This is a genomic window from Pseudomonas poae, assembly GCA_028869255.1.
Taxonomy (GTDB): domain Bacteria; phylum Pseudomonadota; class Gammaproteobacteria; order Pseudomonadales; family Pseudomonadaceae; genus Aquipseudomonas; species Aquipseudomonas poae_C.
Genome location: CP110972.1, coordinates 28538 through 45606 on the forward strand (window position 1 = coordinate 28538; position 17069 = coordinate 45606).

A 17069-nucleotide genomic window follows, 5' to 3' on the forward strand; every position below is an offset into this window, starting at 1 on the left:
CGCATTACTTGCTATCGAACAATAACGACGCGCCGCCAGAGCGCGCAAAAGCCTAACCGCCGTGGGTGCATCCTGATGAGCAGCCAAACGATTCAACGCTTCGACCTCGAAGGCGCCCGTAGCTGGATGTCCGGCATCTGTGGGCCGCACCGCCTGGCCACCGCCACGCCCGAGCGCCTGCGCTTTCACCACAGCGCCAATGTGTTCAAGTCCCGCGCCACCACCCTGGGCGTGATCGAATATGGCACCGATGTGACCATCGACATCGAAGACGCCGAGCACTTCAGCAGCTACAGCCTGAGCCTGCCCCTGGTGGGCGAGCAAGAGTTGAGCAAGAACGGTGAGCGCCTGAGTTCCAACCGCGATCAAGGGGTGATCATTTCGCCCAACGAGCACCAGGTGCTGGCGATTTCCGGCGACTGCCGCAAGTTGCAGGTGGTGATCACGCGGGCGGCGATGAGTGAGTCGCTGGAAGGCTTGCTGCAACGGCCCATCGAGGCGCCGTTGCGCTTTGAGTCGGTGATGGATGCGGTGGACGGCGCTGCGGCGTCATGGTGGCGCACGGCGCGTTACTTTATCGCGGAGCTGGAACACGGCAGCGAGTTGTATGAGCAGGCCGCCTTTACCCGCGACCTGGAAAGCTCGCTGATCAAGGGGTTGATCCTTGCCCAGCCGAACAACTATTCCGAAGAATTGCGCGAAGTACTCGGCGTGAAGCTGCCGCACTATCTGCTCCGTGCGCGGCAGTATATCCACGACAACGCCCGTGAAGCGGTGCACCTGGAAGACCTGGAAGCCGCCGCCGGTGTGTCGCGCTTCAAGCTGTTCGATGCCTTTCGCAAATACTTCGCGCTGTCGCCCATGGCCTATCTGAAGAAGTATCGGTTGGGTGGCGTGCGCCAGGAAATCCTCGAGCACGGTTCAATCCGCACCATCTCCGAGATCGCCCTGGGCTGGGGGTTTACGCACCTGGGGCGGTTCTCGGCGGAATACCGAAAGCTGTTCGACGAATCCCCCAGCCAAACGCTGCAGCGCAAGCGCCTGCGCAATATCTGAACCTGATGAAGATCCAAATGTGGGAGCGGGCTTGCTCGCGAATGCGGTGTATCAGCCAATACATCCGACGACTGGCATCGCGCATTCGCGAGCAAGCCCGCTCCCACATTGGAGGTGTGGTGCCTGGTCGATCTCAGATCAGCTCTTCGACCAACTGCAAACAATGATTCAGCCCCGGCGACTGATCATTCACCCGCCGACTCAGAATGATCGGCGAAGTCGCAGTAGCCTCCACCACCGGCGTGTAGCCGATATCCGCCCGGTGCAACACCTGCACCGAGGCCGGCACCAGCGTCACGCCCATGCCGGCGCCGACCAGGCCGATCGCGGTCTGCAGTTCGTTGGTCCACTGCGCCACCTTGAGGCTCAAACCGTGGGCGTCGAACAGCGCGATCACATGGTCGGCATAGCTGGGGCGCGGGTTGCCGGGGTACAGCACAAATGGCTCGGCGGCCAGTTGGGCGAGGGTGGCGGGGGCGGCGAGCAGCGGGTGGCCGGCGGGCAATACGGCCACCAGTCGATCCTCCACCAGCACGCGCTGGACAATGGCTGGGTCGTCGATGCGAATCCGCCCGAAGCCCACATCGATACGCCCGGCCTTCAGCGCTTCAACCTGCTGCAAGGTGGTCATCTCCGACAGGCCCAATTCCAACTCCAGCGCCTCATGGTTGCGCAGCCGCCGAATCAACTCCGGCAGCACGCCATACAGGGTCGACGGCGCAAAACCGATGCCCAGCCAGGTCTTCTCGCCCTGGCCGATACGCCGCGTGTTGTCGCAGACCTTGCCCAGTTGCTCCAGAAGCACCTTGGCGTGCTCAAAGAAAAACCGCCCGGCCTCGGTCAACCGCAACGGTCGGCCGCGCTCCAGCAGAATCACCCCCAGTTCATCCTCCAGTTGCTGGATCTGCCGGCTCAATGGCGGCTGGGCGATGTGCAGGCGTTCGGCGGCACGGGTGAAGTTGAGGGTTTCCCCCAACACCTGGAAATAGCGCAGATGACGCAGTTCCATAACGGCTCCTTTCATACCTTGAGGGTATTGTGTGAGACCAATTCTATATTGGAAGCCAGCAAAAATGCGGCACAGAATCGACGCAAACCTATAAAGAACCCAACGGGTATTGCCATGCCGATTTGCGCCATTGAGTCGATCGAAACCATCATCGTCGACCTCCCCACCATCCGCCCGCACAAACTGGCGATGCACACCATGCAAAACCAGACCCTGGTGATCATCCGTGTACGCTGCGCCGACGGCATCGAAGGCATCGGTGAGTCCACCACCATTGGTGGCCTGAGCTACGGCAACGAAAGCCCTGACAGCATCAAGGTCAACATCGACCGCCACTTCGCGCCACTCTTGATCGGCCAGGACGCGAGCAATATCAACGCGGCCATGTTGCGCCTGGAGCGCAGCATTCGCGGCAACACCTTTGCTAAATCCGGTATCGAAAGCGCCTTGCTCGATGCGCTGGGCAAGCGCCTGAACCTGCCGGTCAGCGAGCTGCTCGGCGGCCGTGTGCGCGATGCGTTGCCGGTGGCCTGGACCCTGGCCAGCGGCAACACCGAGCAGGACATTGCCGAGGCCGAAAAGATGCTCGATCTGCGCCGCCACCGCATCTTCAAATTGAAGATCGGCGCCGGTGAAGTCAGCCGCGACCTGGCCCATGTGGTCGCGATCAAAAAAGCCCTGGGCGAGCGCGCCAGTGTGCGCGTCGACGTTAACCAGGCCTGGGACGAAGCGGTGGCGCTGCGTGCATGCAAGGTGCTCGGCGACAACGGCATCGACCTGATCGAACAACCGATCTCGCGCAACAACCGTGGCGGCATGGCCCGGCTCAACCTGTCGAGCCCGGCGCCGATCATGGCCGATGAGTCCATCGAATGCGTTGAAGACGCCTTCAACCTGGCACGCGAAGGCGCGGCCTCGGTGTTCGCCCTGAAGATCGCCAAGAACGGCGGCCCCCGCGCCGTGCTGCGCACCGCCGCGATTGCCGAGGCGGCGGGTATCGGCCTGTACGGCGGCACCATGCTCGAAGGCGGCATCGGCACCCTGGCCTCGGCGCATGCCTTCCTCACGTTGAACACGCTGGCGTGGGACACCGAACTGTTCGGCCCACTGTTGCTCACCGAAGACATCCTCAGCGAGCCGCCGGTGTACCGCGATTTCCAGCTGCATGTGTCCACCGCGCCGGGCCTGGGCGTGGCTATTGATGAGGAGCGCCTGGCGTTCTTCCGTCGTGACAAACACTAAGAGGCTTCTGCCATGTTGTTCCACGTAAAAATGACCGTGAACCTGCCCCTCGACATGCACCCCGAACGCGCCGCTGCGCTCAAGGCCGAAGAGAAAGCGCTGGCGCAGCGCCTGCAACAGGAGGGCAAATGGCGCCACCTGTGGCGCATCGCCGGGCACTACGCCAACTACAGCGTGTTCGATGTCGACAGCGTGCAAGAGCTGCACGACCTGTTGATGCAACTGCCGCTTTACCCCTACATGGCCATCGAAGTGAATGCCCTGTGCCGGCACCCTTCGTCGATCCATGAGGATGACCGTTAAGCCTGTTTTCAACACTAATAACTACAAGATGAGGATTGCACCATGTCCATCCGAATTTCCCAGACTGCCCACGCCCAACGGTTTCTCGAAGAAGCCAGCGGCAACCTCAATGAAGGTGGCAACCCGCGCACCAAGGCGCTGATCTACCGGATCCTGCGCGATACGGTGAATATCATCGAAGACCTGGAAGTGACCCCGGAAGAGTTCTGGAAGGCGGTCAACTACCTCAATGAGTTGGGCAAGAACCAGGAAGCGGGGTTGCTCGCCGCCGGGCTGGGCCTGGAGCATTATTTGGACTTGCTGATGGATGCCGCCGACGAGGAAGCCGGCAAATCCGGCGGTACCCCGCGCACCATCGAGGGCCCGTTGTATGTGGCCGGGGCGCCGCTGAGCCAGTACGAAGCGCGGCTGGACGATGGGACGGACGCGGCCGCGCCGTTGTTCATGCGCGGGCAAGTGCGCGACACCGATGGCAAGCCGTTGGCGGGCGCGATTGTGGATGTGTGGCAGGCCAACACCGGCGGCACGTACTCGTGGTTCGACCCGACGCAATCGGATTTCAACCTGCGTCGGCGCATCCAGACCGACGCTCAGGGCTATTACCGTTTTCGCAGCATCGTGCCGTCGGGCTACGGCTGCCCGCCGACCGGCCCCACCCAGCAGTTGCTCGACCAGTTGGGGCGCCATGGGCAGCGGCCGGCGCATATTCACTTCTTTATTTCGGCGCCGGGGCATCGGCACCTGACCACGCAGATCAACCTGTCGGATGACCCGTACCTGCATGATGATTTTGCCTATGCGACGCGGGATGAATTGATCGCGCAGATTCGCTTCAGTGACGATCCGCAACTGGCACGGGAGTTTGGCGTGGAAGGGCGGTTTGCACAGATTGATTTTGACTTTGAGTTGCAAGTGGCTGATGCGCCGGTCGAGCAAAAGCGCATGCAACGTGTCCGCGCTTTGGAAGATTAAACGCGGTTAACAATGTGGGAGCTGGCTTGCCTGCGATGGCGATGGTGCCTTCACCGCCGTCATCGCAGGCAAGCCAGCTCCCACAGTTGATTTGCGGTGTGGCTGGCTACTTGCGCACGACCAGATCCAACACCTCATCCCGATCCTTGATCTTCTGCAACACAATCTCCGAGCGAATATCCATCACCCCCGCCGTGCGGTTCAGGTGGTTCACGATAAAGTCCGAAAAGTGCTTCAAATTCCGCGCCTGCACCCGTAGCACATAGTTGCTGGCGCCGGTAATCACATAGGCACTGGCCACCTCCGGCCACCCCTGCACCTTCTTGATAAACGTCTCGTGCCAGTCCTCCACGTCCTGGCGCAACGACAGGTGCACGATGGCCTCCAGTTCGATCCCCAACTGCTCGGCATTCAAGACGGCGCGGTAGCCGCTGATGATTCCCTCGCTCTCTAGCAGGCGCAAACGGCGCAGGCAGGCAGAGGGCGAAAGGGCGACTTTCTCGGCCAGTTCCTAGTTGCTGATACGGCCATCCTGTTGCAGGAAATGCAGGAGGCGCAGGTCGGTAGCATCAAGCATCATGGTTAGAATAAATCCGCGTGTTTTGGGGTTAAATTCGAATTTCCTACAGCTTAATTAGCCTGTTGCCCGTCACTTTGCACGAAAATTCTCTAAAGCTTCGTTCATTATTTGGTCCATCGTCACCTTATAAAAACCAGGATTGCCCATGACCCCTCGAAGCCACTGCCAAGCCCTCGACGCCCAGGACCCGCTGGCGCCCCTGCGTCATCAGTTCGCCTTGCCGGAAGGGGTGATCTACCTCGACGGCAATTCCCTCGGCGCACGCCCGGTGGCGGCCCTGGAGCGGGCGCAACAGGTGATCGCGCAGGAGTGGGGCAATGGCCTGATTCGCAGCTGGAACAGTGCCGGCTGGGCGGATCTGTCCCAGCGCCTGGGCAATCGCCTGGCCCCGCTGATCGGTGCACGCGACGGCGAAGTGGTGATCACCGATACCACCTCGATCAACCTGTTCAAGGTCCTCAGCGCCGCGTTGAGCGTGCAGCGTCAACGCACCCCGGCGCGCAAGGTGATCGTCAGTGAGGCGAGCAACTTTCCCACCGACCTGTACATCGCCGAGGGCTTGACCGAGCTGCTGCAACAGGGCTATTCGCTGCGCCTGGTCAACCGCCCGGACGAGCTGCCACAGGCCATCGACCAGGACGTGGCGGTGGTGATGCTCACCCACGTCAACTACAAGACCGGCTACATGTACGACATGCAGGCACTCACCGCGTTGAGCCACGAATGCGGTGCGCTGAGTATCTGGGACCTGGCGCATTCGGCGGGCGCGGTGCCCATCGACCTGCACACCGCCAGCGCCGATTACGCGATTGGCTGTACCTACAAATACCTCAACGGCGGGCCGGGCTCGCAGGCGTTTGTGTGGGTCAATCCGGCGTTGGTGGATAGCGTGCGTCAGCCGCTGTCGGGGTGGTTCGGGCACACGCGCCAATTTGCGATGGAGTCGGCGTATGCGCCGAGTGCCGGCATCGCACGCTACCTGTGCGGCACTCAGCCGATCACTTCGCTGGCCATGGTCGAATGCGGCCTGGAGATTTTTGCCCAGACCGATATGGCCAGCCTGCGCACTAAATCTCTGGCGCTGACCGACCTGTTTATCGCGCTGGTCGAGGCTCGTTGCGCCGCCCACGGCCTGGTGCTGATCACCCCGCGTGAGCACGCCCGGCGCGGCAGCCATGTGAGCTTCGAACACCCTGAAGGCTATGCGGTGATCCAGGCGCTGATTGCCCGTGGCGTGATCGGCGATTACCGCGAGCCGCGCATCATGCGGTTTGGGTTTACGCCGCTGTATACGAGCTTTACCGAGGTGTGGGACGCGGTGGAAATCCTCGGCGACATCCTCGATAACGCCACCTGGGACCAACCGCAATTCAAAGTGCGCAACAGCGTTACCTGAATAAACGCAGCGCCCAATGTGGAGCGGGCTTGCTCGCGAAAGCGGTGGATCAGCCGGAACATGTATCAACTGATACTCCGCTTTCGCGAGCAAGCCCGCTCCCACAGGGGATCTGTGTCTATATCCAAACAGTGCAATCACAATAATAAAGGGGCACACCACGTGACCACGCCAGACCACGGCTTTGCCGAGATCACCCACCGCGAACTGGGCTTGAGGCGCCAGCTCACCAGCGGCCAGATGAGCATGATCGCCATCGGTGGCGCCATCGGCACCGGGCTGTTTATGGGCAGCGCCTACGCCATCGGCTATGCCGGGCCGAGTGTGTTGGTGAGCTATGCCATCGGCGCATTGATCACCTTGCTGCTGATGGGCTGCCTGGCGGAAATGACGGTGGCGCATTCCACCTCCGGCTCCTTTGGTGCCTATGCCGAGTTCTATATCAGCCCGTTGGCCGGGTTTCTGGTGCGCTATGCCTACTGGGCGGCGATTGTGCTGGCGGTGGGGGCTGAGGTCACTGCGGTGGCGATGTACATGAAGTACTGGTTCGCCAACGTGCCGGAGTGGGTGTGGATTGTGTCGTTTTCCAGTGTGCTGATCCTGCTCAACGCCATCAGCGTGAAGACCTTCGGTAACTTCGAATACTGGTTCTCGACCATCAAGATCAGCGCCATCGTCGGCTTCCATCCTGCTCGCGGTGTATGTGGTGTTCGGTTCCGGCAACCCGCAGTACGGGGTGCAGAATTACACGGCGCATGACGGCTTTTTCCCGCATGGCTTGAGCGGCATGTGGATCGCGGTGATCGTGTCGATCTTCAGCTACCTGAGTGTGGAGATGATCGCAGTGGCCGCCGGTGAAGCCGCCGACCCGGAGCAGGCGGTGAAGAAAGCTTTTCGCGCCACCATCGTGCGGCTGGTGGTGTTTTACCTGCTGACTTTGGCGCTGATGCTGGCCATCGTGCCGTGGAACCAGGCCGGCCAGGCCCAGAGCCCGTTTGTCACGGTGATGCAGACCATCGGCATTCCCGGCGCGACCGGGGTGATGAACTTCGTGATTCTGATCGCCGCACTCTCGGCCATGAACAGCCAGCTCTATATCACCACGCGCATGATGTTCAGCTTGTCCCGCGCAGGCTTTGCGCCCAAGTCCATGGGTGCCTTGAGCAAGAGCGGCATTCCGCTGAACGCACTGCTGCTGTCCAGCTCGGGCATTGCCCTGGCGACGTTGCTGAACGTGGTGTACCCGCAAAGCTCGTTCACGCTGATGATGGCGATCTCGATGTTTGGCGCGATCTTTACCTGGTTCATGATCTTCCTCACGCACCTGTTCTTCCGCCGTTATCGCAAGCGCCATGGTGGGCCGAAGCTGTCGTTCCAACTGCGCCTGTTTCCCTACAGCACACTGCTGGGCCTGGTGCTGATGGGCGCGGTGATGATCACCACGTATTTCACCGAGGCGTTCAAGATGACCTTGGTGTTCGGCGTGCCGTTCCTGCTGATTCTGTCGGCGGTGTATTACGGGTTTTTCCGGGGCAGGGCCAAGGCGTCGAACAAGGCTTTGGCGTAACCCGGCAATTGCTCGAAGGAGCGGGCGCATAACAGCAGCTTGCGGCGGGCCCAGTCTTCTTGCAGAGGGTGTGCCTTGAAGCGGCGCGCAGGCGGCCAGCGCGTCAGTGCGGCCTGGGGCACGATACCCAGGCCGGCGCCGCCTGCGACCATGCGAATCAACCCGTCAAAACCATCGGCGCGGATCCGTGTTTGCAGGCGAAAGCCCGCGTGCAGCGCCTGTTCCTCCAGGTACACCGCCAGCGCGCTGTTGGCGGCCAGGCCCACGTAGTCATATTGCAGGCTGTCGATGAAACTCGCCGTCGCCAACGGGTGGTCAAGGGGCATGATCAGCACCAGTGGGTCGTCACGAAACGCCAGGGTCTGCAGGCCGTGAGTGTCTACGGCGTCGGAAATAATCCCGAGGTCCGCCGTGCCCTGGCGCAGCGCCTGAGTGATGCGCAGGCTGGGCAACTCTTGCAGGTCGATGTCGAGGTTGGGGTGCTCGCGCAAAAAATCCGCGAGCAACTCCGGCAGGTATTCGCTGAGGGCGGTGGTGTTGCACAGCAGGCGCACTTGGCCTTTGACGCCGTTGGCGTATTCGGCGAGGTCTTGTTGCAGGTGTTCGGCTTGTTGCAGCAGCAGGCGGGCGTGGCGGGCCAGAGCCTTTCCGGCTGCCGTGGGCGTGACGCCTCGGCGGCCACGCTGCAGAAACTCGATGCCGAGTGAAGCCTCCATCGCACGGATGCGCGCACTGGCAGCGGCCAGGGATAAATGGCTGCGGGCCGCGCCGGCGGTGATGTTGCCGGTGTCGAGGATGTGCAGGTAGAGGCGCAGGTCGATCAGGTCAAAGTGCATGGCGGTAGCCTTTGGGTGACTGGACTGGCCCCATCGCGGGCAAGCCCGCTCCCACATTGGAATGCGTTTCAAATGTGGGAGCGGGCTTGCTCGCGAAGAGGCCATCAGCCTCATGCAAAACAAGAGGCTGCCTCAGTATATGGCGAATTTCCGACCTCATCGAAATCCCCCACAATCCCCCCATGAATACCTTCCTAGCGTTCTACCAAAACCTCGGCACCGCCTTGACCCTGCTGGTGATCGGCACGTTCCTGCTGGCCGGCACCGTCAAGGGCGTGATTGGCCTGGGCTTGCCTACCGTGGCCATGGGCATGCTCGGCCTGGCTATGCTTCCGGCGCAGGCTGCGGCGTTGTTGATCATTCCGTCGACGGTCACCAATCTTTGGCAATTGGCCTTCGGCGGACACTTGAGCGCGTTGCTTAGGCGCCTGTGGCCGATGCTGTTGTTGATCTTCTTCGGTACCGGGCTCGGCACGGTGTGGCTGGGCATGGACGGGGGGCACTGGGTGGTCCGTGCGTTGGGCGGCGCCTTGTTGGTGTATGCGTTGAGCGGGCTGTTCTTGCCCGCCTTCAAGATCAAGCCAGAGGCCGAACGCTGGCTGGGCCCGGTGTGTGGGCTGGTCACGGGGGTGATCACCTCGGCCACCGGCGTGTTTGTGATTCCGGCCGTGCCGTACCTGCAAGCCTTGGGTCTGGACCGCGACCAACTGGTGCAGGCGCTGGGGCTCTCATTCAGCGTGTCGACGCTGGCGCTGGCCGCCGGGTTGGCCTGGCGTGGCACTTTGGGTGGTGGCGAAATCAATGCGTCGCTGTTGGCTCTGTTGCCTGCGCTGCTGGGCATGTGGCTCGGCCAGGTGCTGCGCCGGCGCATCAGTGCGGTGCTGTTCAAGCGGGTGTTTTTTGTCGGTATGGCGCTGCTGGGTGGTCACTTGTTGATCAGCGGATAAGTCACGAGTGAGCGGGAGATTCGTGCGTTCTGGTCAAATGTATTTTGCCGCGCCGCTGCTTACTCCCAGAGGGCCGGGTCGATAGTCTGCCGCCAGACATTTCTAACCCTCTGGATCGCTCCCATGAAAAAAGTTCTCCTGCTGAACGGTGGCAAGAAATTCGCCCACTCGGATGGCCGCTATAACGCCACCTTGCATGATGCTGCGGTGGCCGTGCTCGACCGTGGCGGCTTCGACGTCAAAGTCACCCAGATCGACGAAGGCTACGACGTGGCCGAAGAGGTCGCCAAGTTTCTCTGGGCCGACGTGATCATCTACCAGATGCCCGGCTGGTGGATGGGCGCGCCGTGGATCGTCAAGAAGTACATCGACGAAGTGTTCACCGAAGGCCATGGCAGCCTGTACGCCAGCGACGGCCGCACCCGTTCCGATTCATCGCAGAAATACGGCAGCGGGGGGCTGGTTCAGGGCAAGCAGTACATGCTGTCGCTGACCTGGAATGCGCCGCAGCAAGCCTTCGACGACCCGGCCGACTTCTTTGAGGCCAAAGGTGTGGACGCCGTGTACTTCCCGTTCCACAAGGCCAATGAGTTCCTCGGCATGACCGGCTTGCCGACCTTCCTCTGCGTAGACGTGATGAAACGCCCGGCCATCGAGGCCGACGTGGTGCGCTATGAGCAGCATCTGGCGCAGGTGTTCAATTTCTCGGTGTAAGCTGCGCTGAACCGATAACGAGGACCGCCTGTGAAAGCCCGATCCGATGAGCTACAGATCTTCGTCAGCGTGATTGAGTGCGGCTCGATTTCCGCGGCGGCGGAGCAGGTCGGGCAGACGCCGTCGGCGGTCAGCCGCACCTTGTCGCGCCTGGAAGCCAAGCTCGACACCACGCTGATCAACCGTACCACGCGGCGCATGGACCTGACCGAGGAGGGCAAGTACTTCTTCGAACAGGCCAAGGTGATCCTGGCGCAGATGGAGGAGCTGGAAGAGCGCCTGTCGTCACGCCAGAAAAAACCCGCTGGGCGCCTGCGCATCAATGCTGCCGTGCCCTTCATGCTGCATGGGATCGTGCCGTACATCGCCGAATTTCGCAGCTTGTACCCGGACATCCAGCTGGAACTGAACAGTGATGACTTGATCATCGACCTGCTGGAGCAGAGCACCGACATTGCGATTCGCATCGGAGCCCTGGCCGATTCCACCTTGCATGCCCGTTCCCTGGGCTGTACGCCGCTGCATATCCTCGCCAGCCCCGACTACCTCAACCAATTCGGCACGCCGTCTACGGTGGCCGGGTTGGCGGAGCACACGTTGCTGGGCTTCACCCAGACCGAGACCCTCAACCACTGGCCGCTGCGCCACGTGGAAGGTGACCGCTGGCTGATCCAGCCGAGCATTGCCGCCTCCAGCGGCGAAACCCTGCGCCAGCTGGCGCTGGAGGGGCAGGGTATTTGCTGCCTGTCCAACTTCATGACCATCGAAGACATCAACGCGGGGCGCCTGGTGCCGGTGCTGGAAGCCTACAACAGCGGCTATCGACAGCCGATCCACGCGGTGTTCTACCGCAACTCGCAATTGGCGCTGCGCATCCAGTGCTTCCTGGACTTCATTCAGGCCAAGCTGGTGCGGTACGCCTGCTGATTCGTGACCGGCGCGCAAGATTGAATTGGGCAGCGGGGCCTTATTCGACAGGGAGGGGTCCTTGATACTGGGCCCATCACTTACCCAGTCAGGAGCACCCTCCATGAACGTATTCATCACCGGCGCCGCAGGCTTTATCGGCGGCTCCATCGCCACCGGCCTGGTCAAGGCCGGCCATCACGTCACCGGGCTGGTACGCAGCGCCGACCAAGCCGCTGAAATGACCGCACTGGGCATCACCCCGGTAATCGGCACCCTCGACGACAGCGCCGTATTGACCGAGCAGGCACAGAAGGCCGACGCGGTGATCAACGCCGCGAGCAGCGACCATCGTGGCGCCGTGGAAACCTTGTTGGGCGCCTTGAACGGTTCGAACAAGCCGTTCCTGCACACCAGCGGCTCGAGCATCGTCGGCGACGCGTCGGGCGGCAAGGCCAGCGATGTCATCTACTTCGAAGACAACCTGCCGGCGCCGACCGTCGACAAGGCTGCCCGCGTGGCCATCGACAACCTGATCCTGGCCGCCGCCCAAGACGGCGTGAATTCGGCCGTAATCTGCAACACCCTGATCTACGGCCACAGCCTGGGTGTGAAACGCGACAGCGTGCAATTGCCACGTTTGCTCAAGCAGGCACGCAAGAGTGGGGTGGTGCGCCATGTGGGGACCGGCCAGAACATCTGGTCCAACGTGCATATCGAAGACGTGGTGGCGCTGTACCTGCTGGCGCTGACCAAGAACGTACCGGGCACGTTCTATTTTGTGGAAAGCAGCGAAGCGGCGTTTGTCGACATGACCACGGCCATCGCCGAGGCCCTGAACCTGGGCAAACCGCAGGATTGGCCGTTGGCTGAGGCTGAAGCCGAGTGGGGCTATGAAATGGCCAACTATGGCCTGGGCTCCAACAGCCGGGTGCGCGGCAAGCATGCGCGTGAGTTGCTGGGCTGGGCGCCGCAGCGGACGTCGGTGGTGGAGTGGATTCGTCACGAGATGGTGTGATGTTCGCTTGAGACTGTGGTGCTGCCTTCGCGAGCAAGCCCGCTCCCACAGTTGACTGCATTCCAAAGTTGGAACCCGGTCAACTGTGGGAGCGGGCTTGCTCGAGAAGAAGGCAACTCGGTCCATCTTTTGTTACACATTACTGGCCCCACCCACTGCAATTCCGTACCATCCCCCGCCTTATTCCCCGCAATTCCCTGGTACCTCATGAACCTCACCCGTCTGCGCGCCGACGCCCTGGCCGGCCTCACCACGTCTTTCGCGTTGCTGCCCGAATGCATCGCCTTTGCCCTGGTGGCCCACCTCAACCCGCTGATGGGGCTCTACGGCGCCTTTATCATCTGCACCCTCACCGCGTTGTTCGGCGGCCGCCCCGGGATGGTCTCGGGGGCGGCCGGCTCGATGGCGGTGGTGATCGTCGCGTTGGTGGTGCAGCACGGCGTGGAGTATTTGCTGGCCACGGTGCTGCTGGGCGGGCTGATCATGGTCGCGTTCGGCCTGCTGCGCCTGGGCAAGTTGGTGCGCATGGTGCCGCATTCGGTGATGCTGGGGTTCGTCAACGGCCTGGCGATCATCATTGCCCTGGCGCAGTTGGAGCATTTCAAAAGCGGTGAAACCTGGCTCAGCGGCACGCCGCTGTATGTGATGACCGGGCTGGTGCTGGTGACCATGGCCATTGTCTACCTGCTGCCGCGCATCACCCGTGCCGTGCCGCCCGCGTTGGTGGCCATCCTGGGTGTCGGCCTGGCGGTGTACCTGCTCGGCCTGCCGACGCGTACCTTGGGCGACATGGCCCACATCGCCGGTGGCCTGCCGACGTTTGCGCTGCCGCAGATCCCCTGGACCCTGGAAACCCTTGGCATCATCGCGCCCTACGCGTTTCTGATGGCCATGGTGGGCTTGCTGGAAACCTTGCTGACCCTGAACCTCACCGACGAAATCACCGAAACCCGTGGCTACCCCGACCGCGAAAGCGTGGCCCTGGGCGCGGCGAATATGGTCTCGGGCCTGTTCGGTGGCATGGGCGGTTGCGCGATGATCGGGCAAACCGTGATCAACCTCAGCTCCGGTGGGCGCGGGCGTTTCTCCGGGGTGTTTGCCGGGGTGATGATCCTGTTGTTCATTCTGTTTCTGTCGCCGCTGATTGAGCGGATCCCGCTGGCGGCGTTGGTGGGCGTGATGTTTGTGGTGTCTCAGCAGACCTTCGCCTGGGCGTCGTTGCGGGTGATCAACAAGGTGCCGCTCAATGACGTGCTGGTGATTATCGCGGTGACGGTGATCACGGTGTTTACCGACCTGGCGACTGCCGTGCTGTGCGGCATTGTGATTGCGGCGCTGAATTTTGCCTGGCAACAGGCGCGTGAGCTGTATGCCGACGAGCACCTGGAAGCCGACGGCAGCAAACTCTATCGCCTGCACGGCACGCTGTTCTTTGCCTCGACCACGCCGTTCCTGAACCAGTTCGACCCGGCCAATGACCCGGCCCAGGTCACGCTCGACTGCCGTCACCTGAGCTTCGTCGATTATTCAGCGATTGCTGCGTTGATGACCCTGCGCGAGCGCTACAGCAAGGCCGGCAAGCATCTGCGGGTGCTGCACTTGTCCGAGCGCTGCAAGAAGCTGCTCAAGCGCGCCCGCGTACACCACGACTGATTCAGCACCTGTGGGTTATGGCCCCACCGCAGGTCTTCCAGTTCCTGGGCGCGGGTCTGGGTCATGTCCAGCACACAGCCGGAGCCGTTGACCTGGTCGATGGTGCCGCCGGTGGCCGAGCCTGCGAAGGCGCAATTGGCGTCGCGGTATTTGATCCACAGGCGCTGCACGTCCTGCAGTTGCTGCTTGCGTGTGCCTTCCAGGGCGGCGAGCGCGGTTTTGTAGGCGCGGTTCAGGCGATCGTCCTGCACCTTGGCTTCCTTGGCGTTGCAACTGACCATGTCGGAGGTGGTGTTGGCGCCGTCCATGCATTTTTTCAACGCCGCGTTATCGGCGGCCGACGCGGCGCCGCACAAGGCTAGAAGCAGGGCGCCGGCGGTGAGGGAGGTGCGAATCATGGTCGATTTTCCTGGGCATGAGTGGATGCGCCTTCTATGACTCAATGGCTGTGGTTGAGTTTCCAACGTCCTGCGATCTTCATGTAAGAACACCCCCCGAATTTTCATCTGCCGCCGTGGGGCATATCCCAATGCGACAGCGCTTATCCATGGGCGAAAATTACTTTCATAAAAATTGAAAACACTCCTCGGTAATGATTTATGAGTTTCACAACCAATTCGACGTGACCCTTTCCGAGGAGTACCGCATGGCCGCATCACCGGGCTTTGGGCTGTTGGCATACGCTGCCATCGCCATCATTGCATTGATCGTGCTGATTGCACGTTACCGACTCAACCCGTTTATCGTTATCACCCTGGTGTCTATCGGCCTGGCGCTGATGGCCGGCATGCCGGCAGACACCATCATGGGTTCCTACGAGGCAGGCGTCGGTAAAACCCTTGGGCATATCGCCCTGGTGGTAGCGCTGGGCACCATGCTCGGCAAGATGATGGCCGAGTCGGGCGGCGCCGAGCAGGTGGCGCGCACGCTGATCAACCGCTTCGGCGAGCGCAATGCGCATTGGGCCATGGTGTGCATCGCGTTTCTGGTGGGGCTGCCGCTGTTTTTCGAGGTCGGTTTTGTGTTGCTGGTGCCGATCGCCTTTGCCGTGGCGCGGCGCGTGGGGGTGTCGATCCTGATGGTCGGCCTGCCGATGGTCGCCGGTTTGTCGGTGGTGCATGCGCTGGTGCCGCCGCACCCGGCGGCGATGATGGCAGTGCTGGCGTATAACGCGTCGGTCGGGCAAACCGTGCTGTACGCAATTCTGATCGGTATTCCTACAGCGATCATCGCCGGCCCCTTGTACGCCAAGTTCATCGTGCCGCGCATTCACCTGCCGGCGGAAAACCCGCTGGAACGCCAGTTCATCGAGCGCGAACCGCGCACCCGTCTGCCGAGTTTTGCGCTGACCATGGGTACCATTCTGTTGCCGGTGGTGCTGATGATGATCGGCGGTTGGGCCAATGTGATCTCCACGCCGGGCAGCGGCTTTAACCAGTTCCTGCTGTTTATCGGCAACTCGGTGATCGCGCTGCTGGTGGCGACCCTGGTGAGCTTCTGGACCCTGGGCCTGGCGCAAGGCTTCAACCGCGAGTCGATCCTCAGGTTCACCAATGAATGCCTGGCGCCGACGGCGAGTATCACCTTGCTGGTGGGGGCTGGCGGTGGCCTGAACCGGATTCTGGTGGACGCGGGTGTCACCCATGAAATCCTCGGCCTGGCCCATGCGTTTCACCTGTCGCCGTTGGTGATGGGCTGGCTGTTCGCTGCATTGATGCGCATCGCCACCGGCTCGGCCACGGTGGCGATGACCACCGCATCGGGTGTGGTCGCACCGGTAGCGATGGGCCTGGGTTATCCACACCCCGAGTTGCTGGTGCTGGCCACCGGCGCGGGCTCGGTGATCTTTTCCCACGTGAATGACGGCGGCTTCTGGCTGATCAAGGAATACTTCAATATGACGGTCATCCAGACCTTCAAGACCTGGACCGTGCTGGAGACTTTGATTTCGGTGGTCGCGTTCGGTCTGACCTACGGTCTTTCCTGTATTTTGTAACCCCGGAGCCCCCATGGACATTCTCTACCAGATCCGCGCCCGCCAAGACTCGTTCAGCGCCGGCGAAGGGCGTATCGCCAAGCTGATGCTCAATGACGTGGGCTTTGCCGCGTCGGCCAGCCTGGAAGAGTTGTCGCAACGGGCCGAGGTGAGCACGGCAACCTTGTCGCGTTTTGCGCGCAGCGTGGGTTGCCGTGACCTGCGCGATCTGCGCCTGCAACTGGCCCAGGCCAGTGGCGTCGGCAGCCGTTTCCTCGACCCTGCGGGCAAGCCTGAACAGTCGGCGTTTCACCGGCAGATTCTGGGTGACATCGAAGCCACGCTGCGCCAGCACCTGTCGGGCTTCAATCAAACAAGCTTTGTCGACGCGGTGAACCTGTTGGGCAAGGCGCGGATGATCCATGCGTTCGGCATGGGCGGCCCTTCGAGCCTGTGCAGTGACGAGTTACAGGTGCGCCTGGTGCGTCTGGGGTATCCGATCGCCGCCAGCCATGACCCGGTAATGATGCGCGTCACGGCGGCCACATTGGGGCCGGAGCACGCGTTGATCGTGTGTTCGTTGACCGGCCTTACCCCCGAACTGCTGGATGTGGTTGCGCTTGCCCGTAACTACGATGCGCGCATTGTCGCCATCACCCTGGCCGACTCACCCCTGGCGCAACTGGCGGATGTGCTGCTGCCGCTGCAACCGGCCGAAACCAGTTTTATCTACAAACCCACTGCGGCGCGCTACGGCATGCTGCTGGCCATCGACCTGCTCGCCACCGAGCTGGCGCTGGCCCTGCCGGACGACAACCAGGAACGCCTGCGCCGGATCAAGCTGGCTCTGGATGATTATCGCGGCGGCCCTGACAGCCTGCCGCTTGGAGACTGA

General features: G+C 61.9%; 14 protein-coding genes and 3 pseudogenes. 13 read left to right on the forward strand and 4 right to left on the reverse strand.

What is annotated here, in order from left to right; genetic code table 11:
- Window positions 1–75: 75 nt before the first annotated feature.
- Complete coding sequence (locus tag LRS56_00115) at window positions 76–1056, forward strand: helix-turn-helix domain-containing protein (GenBank protein WDU63045.1); 981 nt, start codon at window positions 76–78, stop codon at window positions 1054–1056.
- Window positions 1057–1189: 133 nt separating this feature from the next.
- On the opposite strand, the gene LRS56_00120 is transcribed toward LRS56_00115, so the two are convergent.
- On the reverse strand, window positions 1190–2065 hold the full coding sequence (locus LRS56_00120; GenBank protein ID WDU63046.1) for a LysR family transcriptional regulator: 876 nt from the start codon (window positions 2063–2065) through the stop codon (window positions 1190–1192).
- A gap of 114 nt (window positions 2066–2179) precedes the next feature.
- On the opposite strand from LRS56_00120, the gene LRS56_00125 reads away from it, so the two are divergent.
- The 3 genes from LRS56_00125 to catA are packed head-to-tail and all read left to right on the forward strand — an operon-like array spanning window position 2180 to window position 4582.
- Entirely contained in the window at window positions 2180–3307 is a 1128-nt protein-coding gene (locus tag LRS56_00125; protein WDU63047.1) for a muconate cycloisomerase family protein, read from the forward strand.
- A gap of 12 nt (window positions 3308–3319) precedes the next feature.
- A complete protein-coding gene (gene catC / locus LRS56_00130; GenBank protein ID WDU63048.1) occupies window positions 3320–3610 on the forward strand; it encodes a muconolactone Delta-isomerase in 291 nt (96 codons plus the stop codon).
- 42 nt (window positions 3611–3652) lie between these two features.
- Entirely contained in the window at window positions 3653–4582 is a 930-nt protein-coding gene (gene catA, locus LRS56_00135) for a catechol 1,2-dioxygenase (GenBank protein WDU63049.1), read from the forward strand.
- Window positions 4583–4688: 106 nt separating this feature from the next.
- On the opposite strand, the pseudogene LRS56_00140 reads toward catA, so the two are convergent.
- Window positions 4689–5162, reverse strand: a pseudogene (locus LRS56_00140) (Lrp/AsnC family transcriptional regulator).
- A 145-nt stretch (window positions 5163–5307) separates the two neighbouring features.
- On the opposite strand from LRS56_00140, the gene kynU reads away from it, so the two are divergent.
- Both kynU and LRS56_00150 read left to right on the forward strand, forming a co-directional pair.
- Complete coding sequence (gene kynU, locus LRS56_00145; GenBank protein ID WDU63050.1) at window positions 5308–6558, forward strand: kynureninase; 1251 nt, start codon at window positions 5308–5310, stop codon at window positions 6556–6558.
- A 162-nt stretch (window positions 6559–6720) separates the two neighbouring features.
- Window positions 6721–8125: pseudogene (locus tag LRS56_00150) on the forward strand (amino acid permease).
- Here LRS56_00150 and LRS56_00155 read toward each other — a convergent pair.
- Window positions 8074–8961 carry a LysR substrate-binding domain-containing protein gene (locus tag LRS56_00155; GenBank protein WDU63051.1) on the reverse strand — a complete coding sequence of 296 codons (888 nt, stop codon included), beginning with the start codon at window positions 8959–8961 and terminating at the stop codon, window positions 8074–8076. The pseudogene LRS56_00150 and the gene LRS56_00155 sit on opposite strands and share 52 nt — an antisense overlap.
- A 182-nt stretch (window positions 8962–9143) precedes the next feature.
- Between LRS56_00155 and LRS56_00160 the strand changes: the two genes are divergently transcribed.
- The 5 genes from LRS56_00160 (at window position 9144) to LRS56_00180 (ending at window position 14199) form a co-directional block, all read left to right on the forward strand.
- The gene (locus LRS56_00160) at window positions 9144–9908 is read left to right on the forward strand and encodes a sulfite exporter TauE/SafE family protein (GenBank protein WDU63052.1); all 765 of its coding nucleotides are present in this window, start codon (window positions 9144–9146) and stop codon (window positions 9906–9908) included.
- Window positions 9909–10031: 123 nt separating this feature from the next.
- On the forward strand, window positions 10032–10622 hold the full coding sequence (locus tag LRS56_00165) for an NAD(P)H-dependent oxidoreductase (protein WDU63053.1): 591 nt from the start codon (window positions 10032–10034) through the stop codon (window positions 10620–10622).
- 30 nt (window positions 10623–10652) lie between these two features.
- Window positions 10653–11549 (forward strand): LysR family transcriptional regulator, encoded by an 897-nt coding sequence (locus LRS56_00170; GenBank protein ID WDU63054.1) that lies wholly within the window; start codon window positions 10653–10655, stop codon window positions 11547–11549.
- A gap of 103 nt (window positions 11550–11652) precedes the next feature.
- Entirely contained in the window at window positions 11653–12546 is an 894-nt protein-coding gene (locus tag LRS56_00175; GenBank protein WDU63055.1) for an NAD-dependent epimerase/dehydratase family protein, read from the forward strand.
- Window positions 12547–12753: 207 nt separating this feature from the next.
- Window positions 12754–14199, forward strand: coding sequence for a SulP family inorganic anion transporter (locus LRS56_00180; GenBank protein ID WDU63056.1), 1446 nt, complete (start codon window positions 12754–12756; stop codon window positions 14197–14199).
- Window positions 14200–14228: 29 nt separating this feature from the next.
- On the opposite strand, the pseudogene LRS56_00185 reads toward LRS56_00180, so the two are convergent.
- Window positions 14229–14597: pseudogene (locus LRS56_00185) on the reverse strand (lysozyme inhibitor LprI family protein).
- Window positions 14598–14845: 248 nt separating this feature from the next.
- On the opposite strand from LRS56_00185, the gene LRS56_00190 reads away from it, so the two are divergent.
- Together LRS56_00190 and LRS56_00195 are read left to right on the forward strand one after the other, a co-directional pair.
- Window positions 14846–16195: a gluconate:H+ symporter gene (locus tag LRS56_00190; protein ID WDU63057.1), complete on the forward strand. Its 1350-nt coding sequence runs from the start codon at window positions 14846–14848 to the stop codon at window positions 16193–16195.
- A gap of 13 nt (window positions 16196–16208) precedes the next feature.
- Window positions 16209–17069, forward strand: coding sequence for a MurR/RpiR family transcriptional regulator (locus LRS56_00195; GenBank protein WDU63058.1), 861 nt, complete (start codon window positions 16209–16211; stop codon window positions 17067–17069).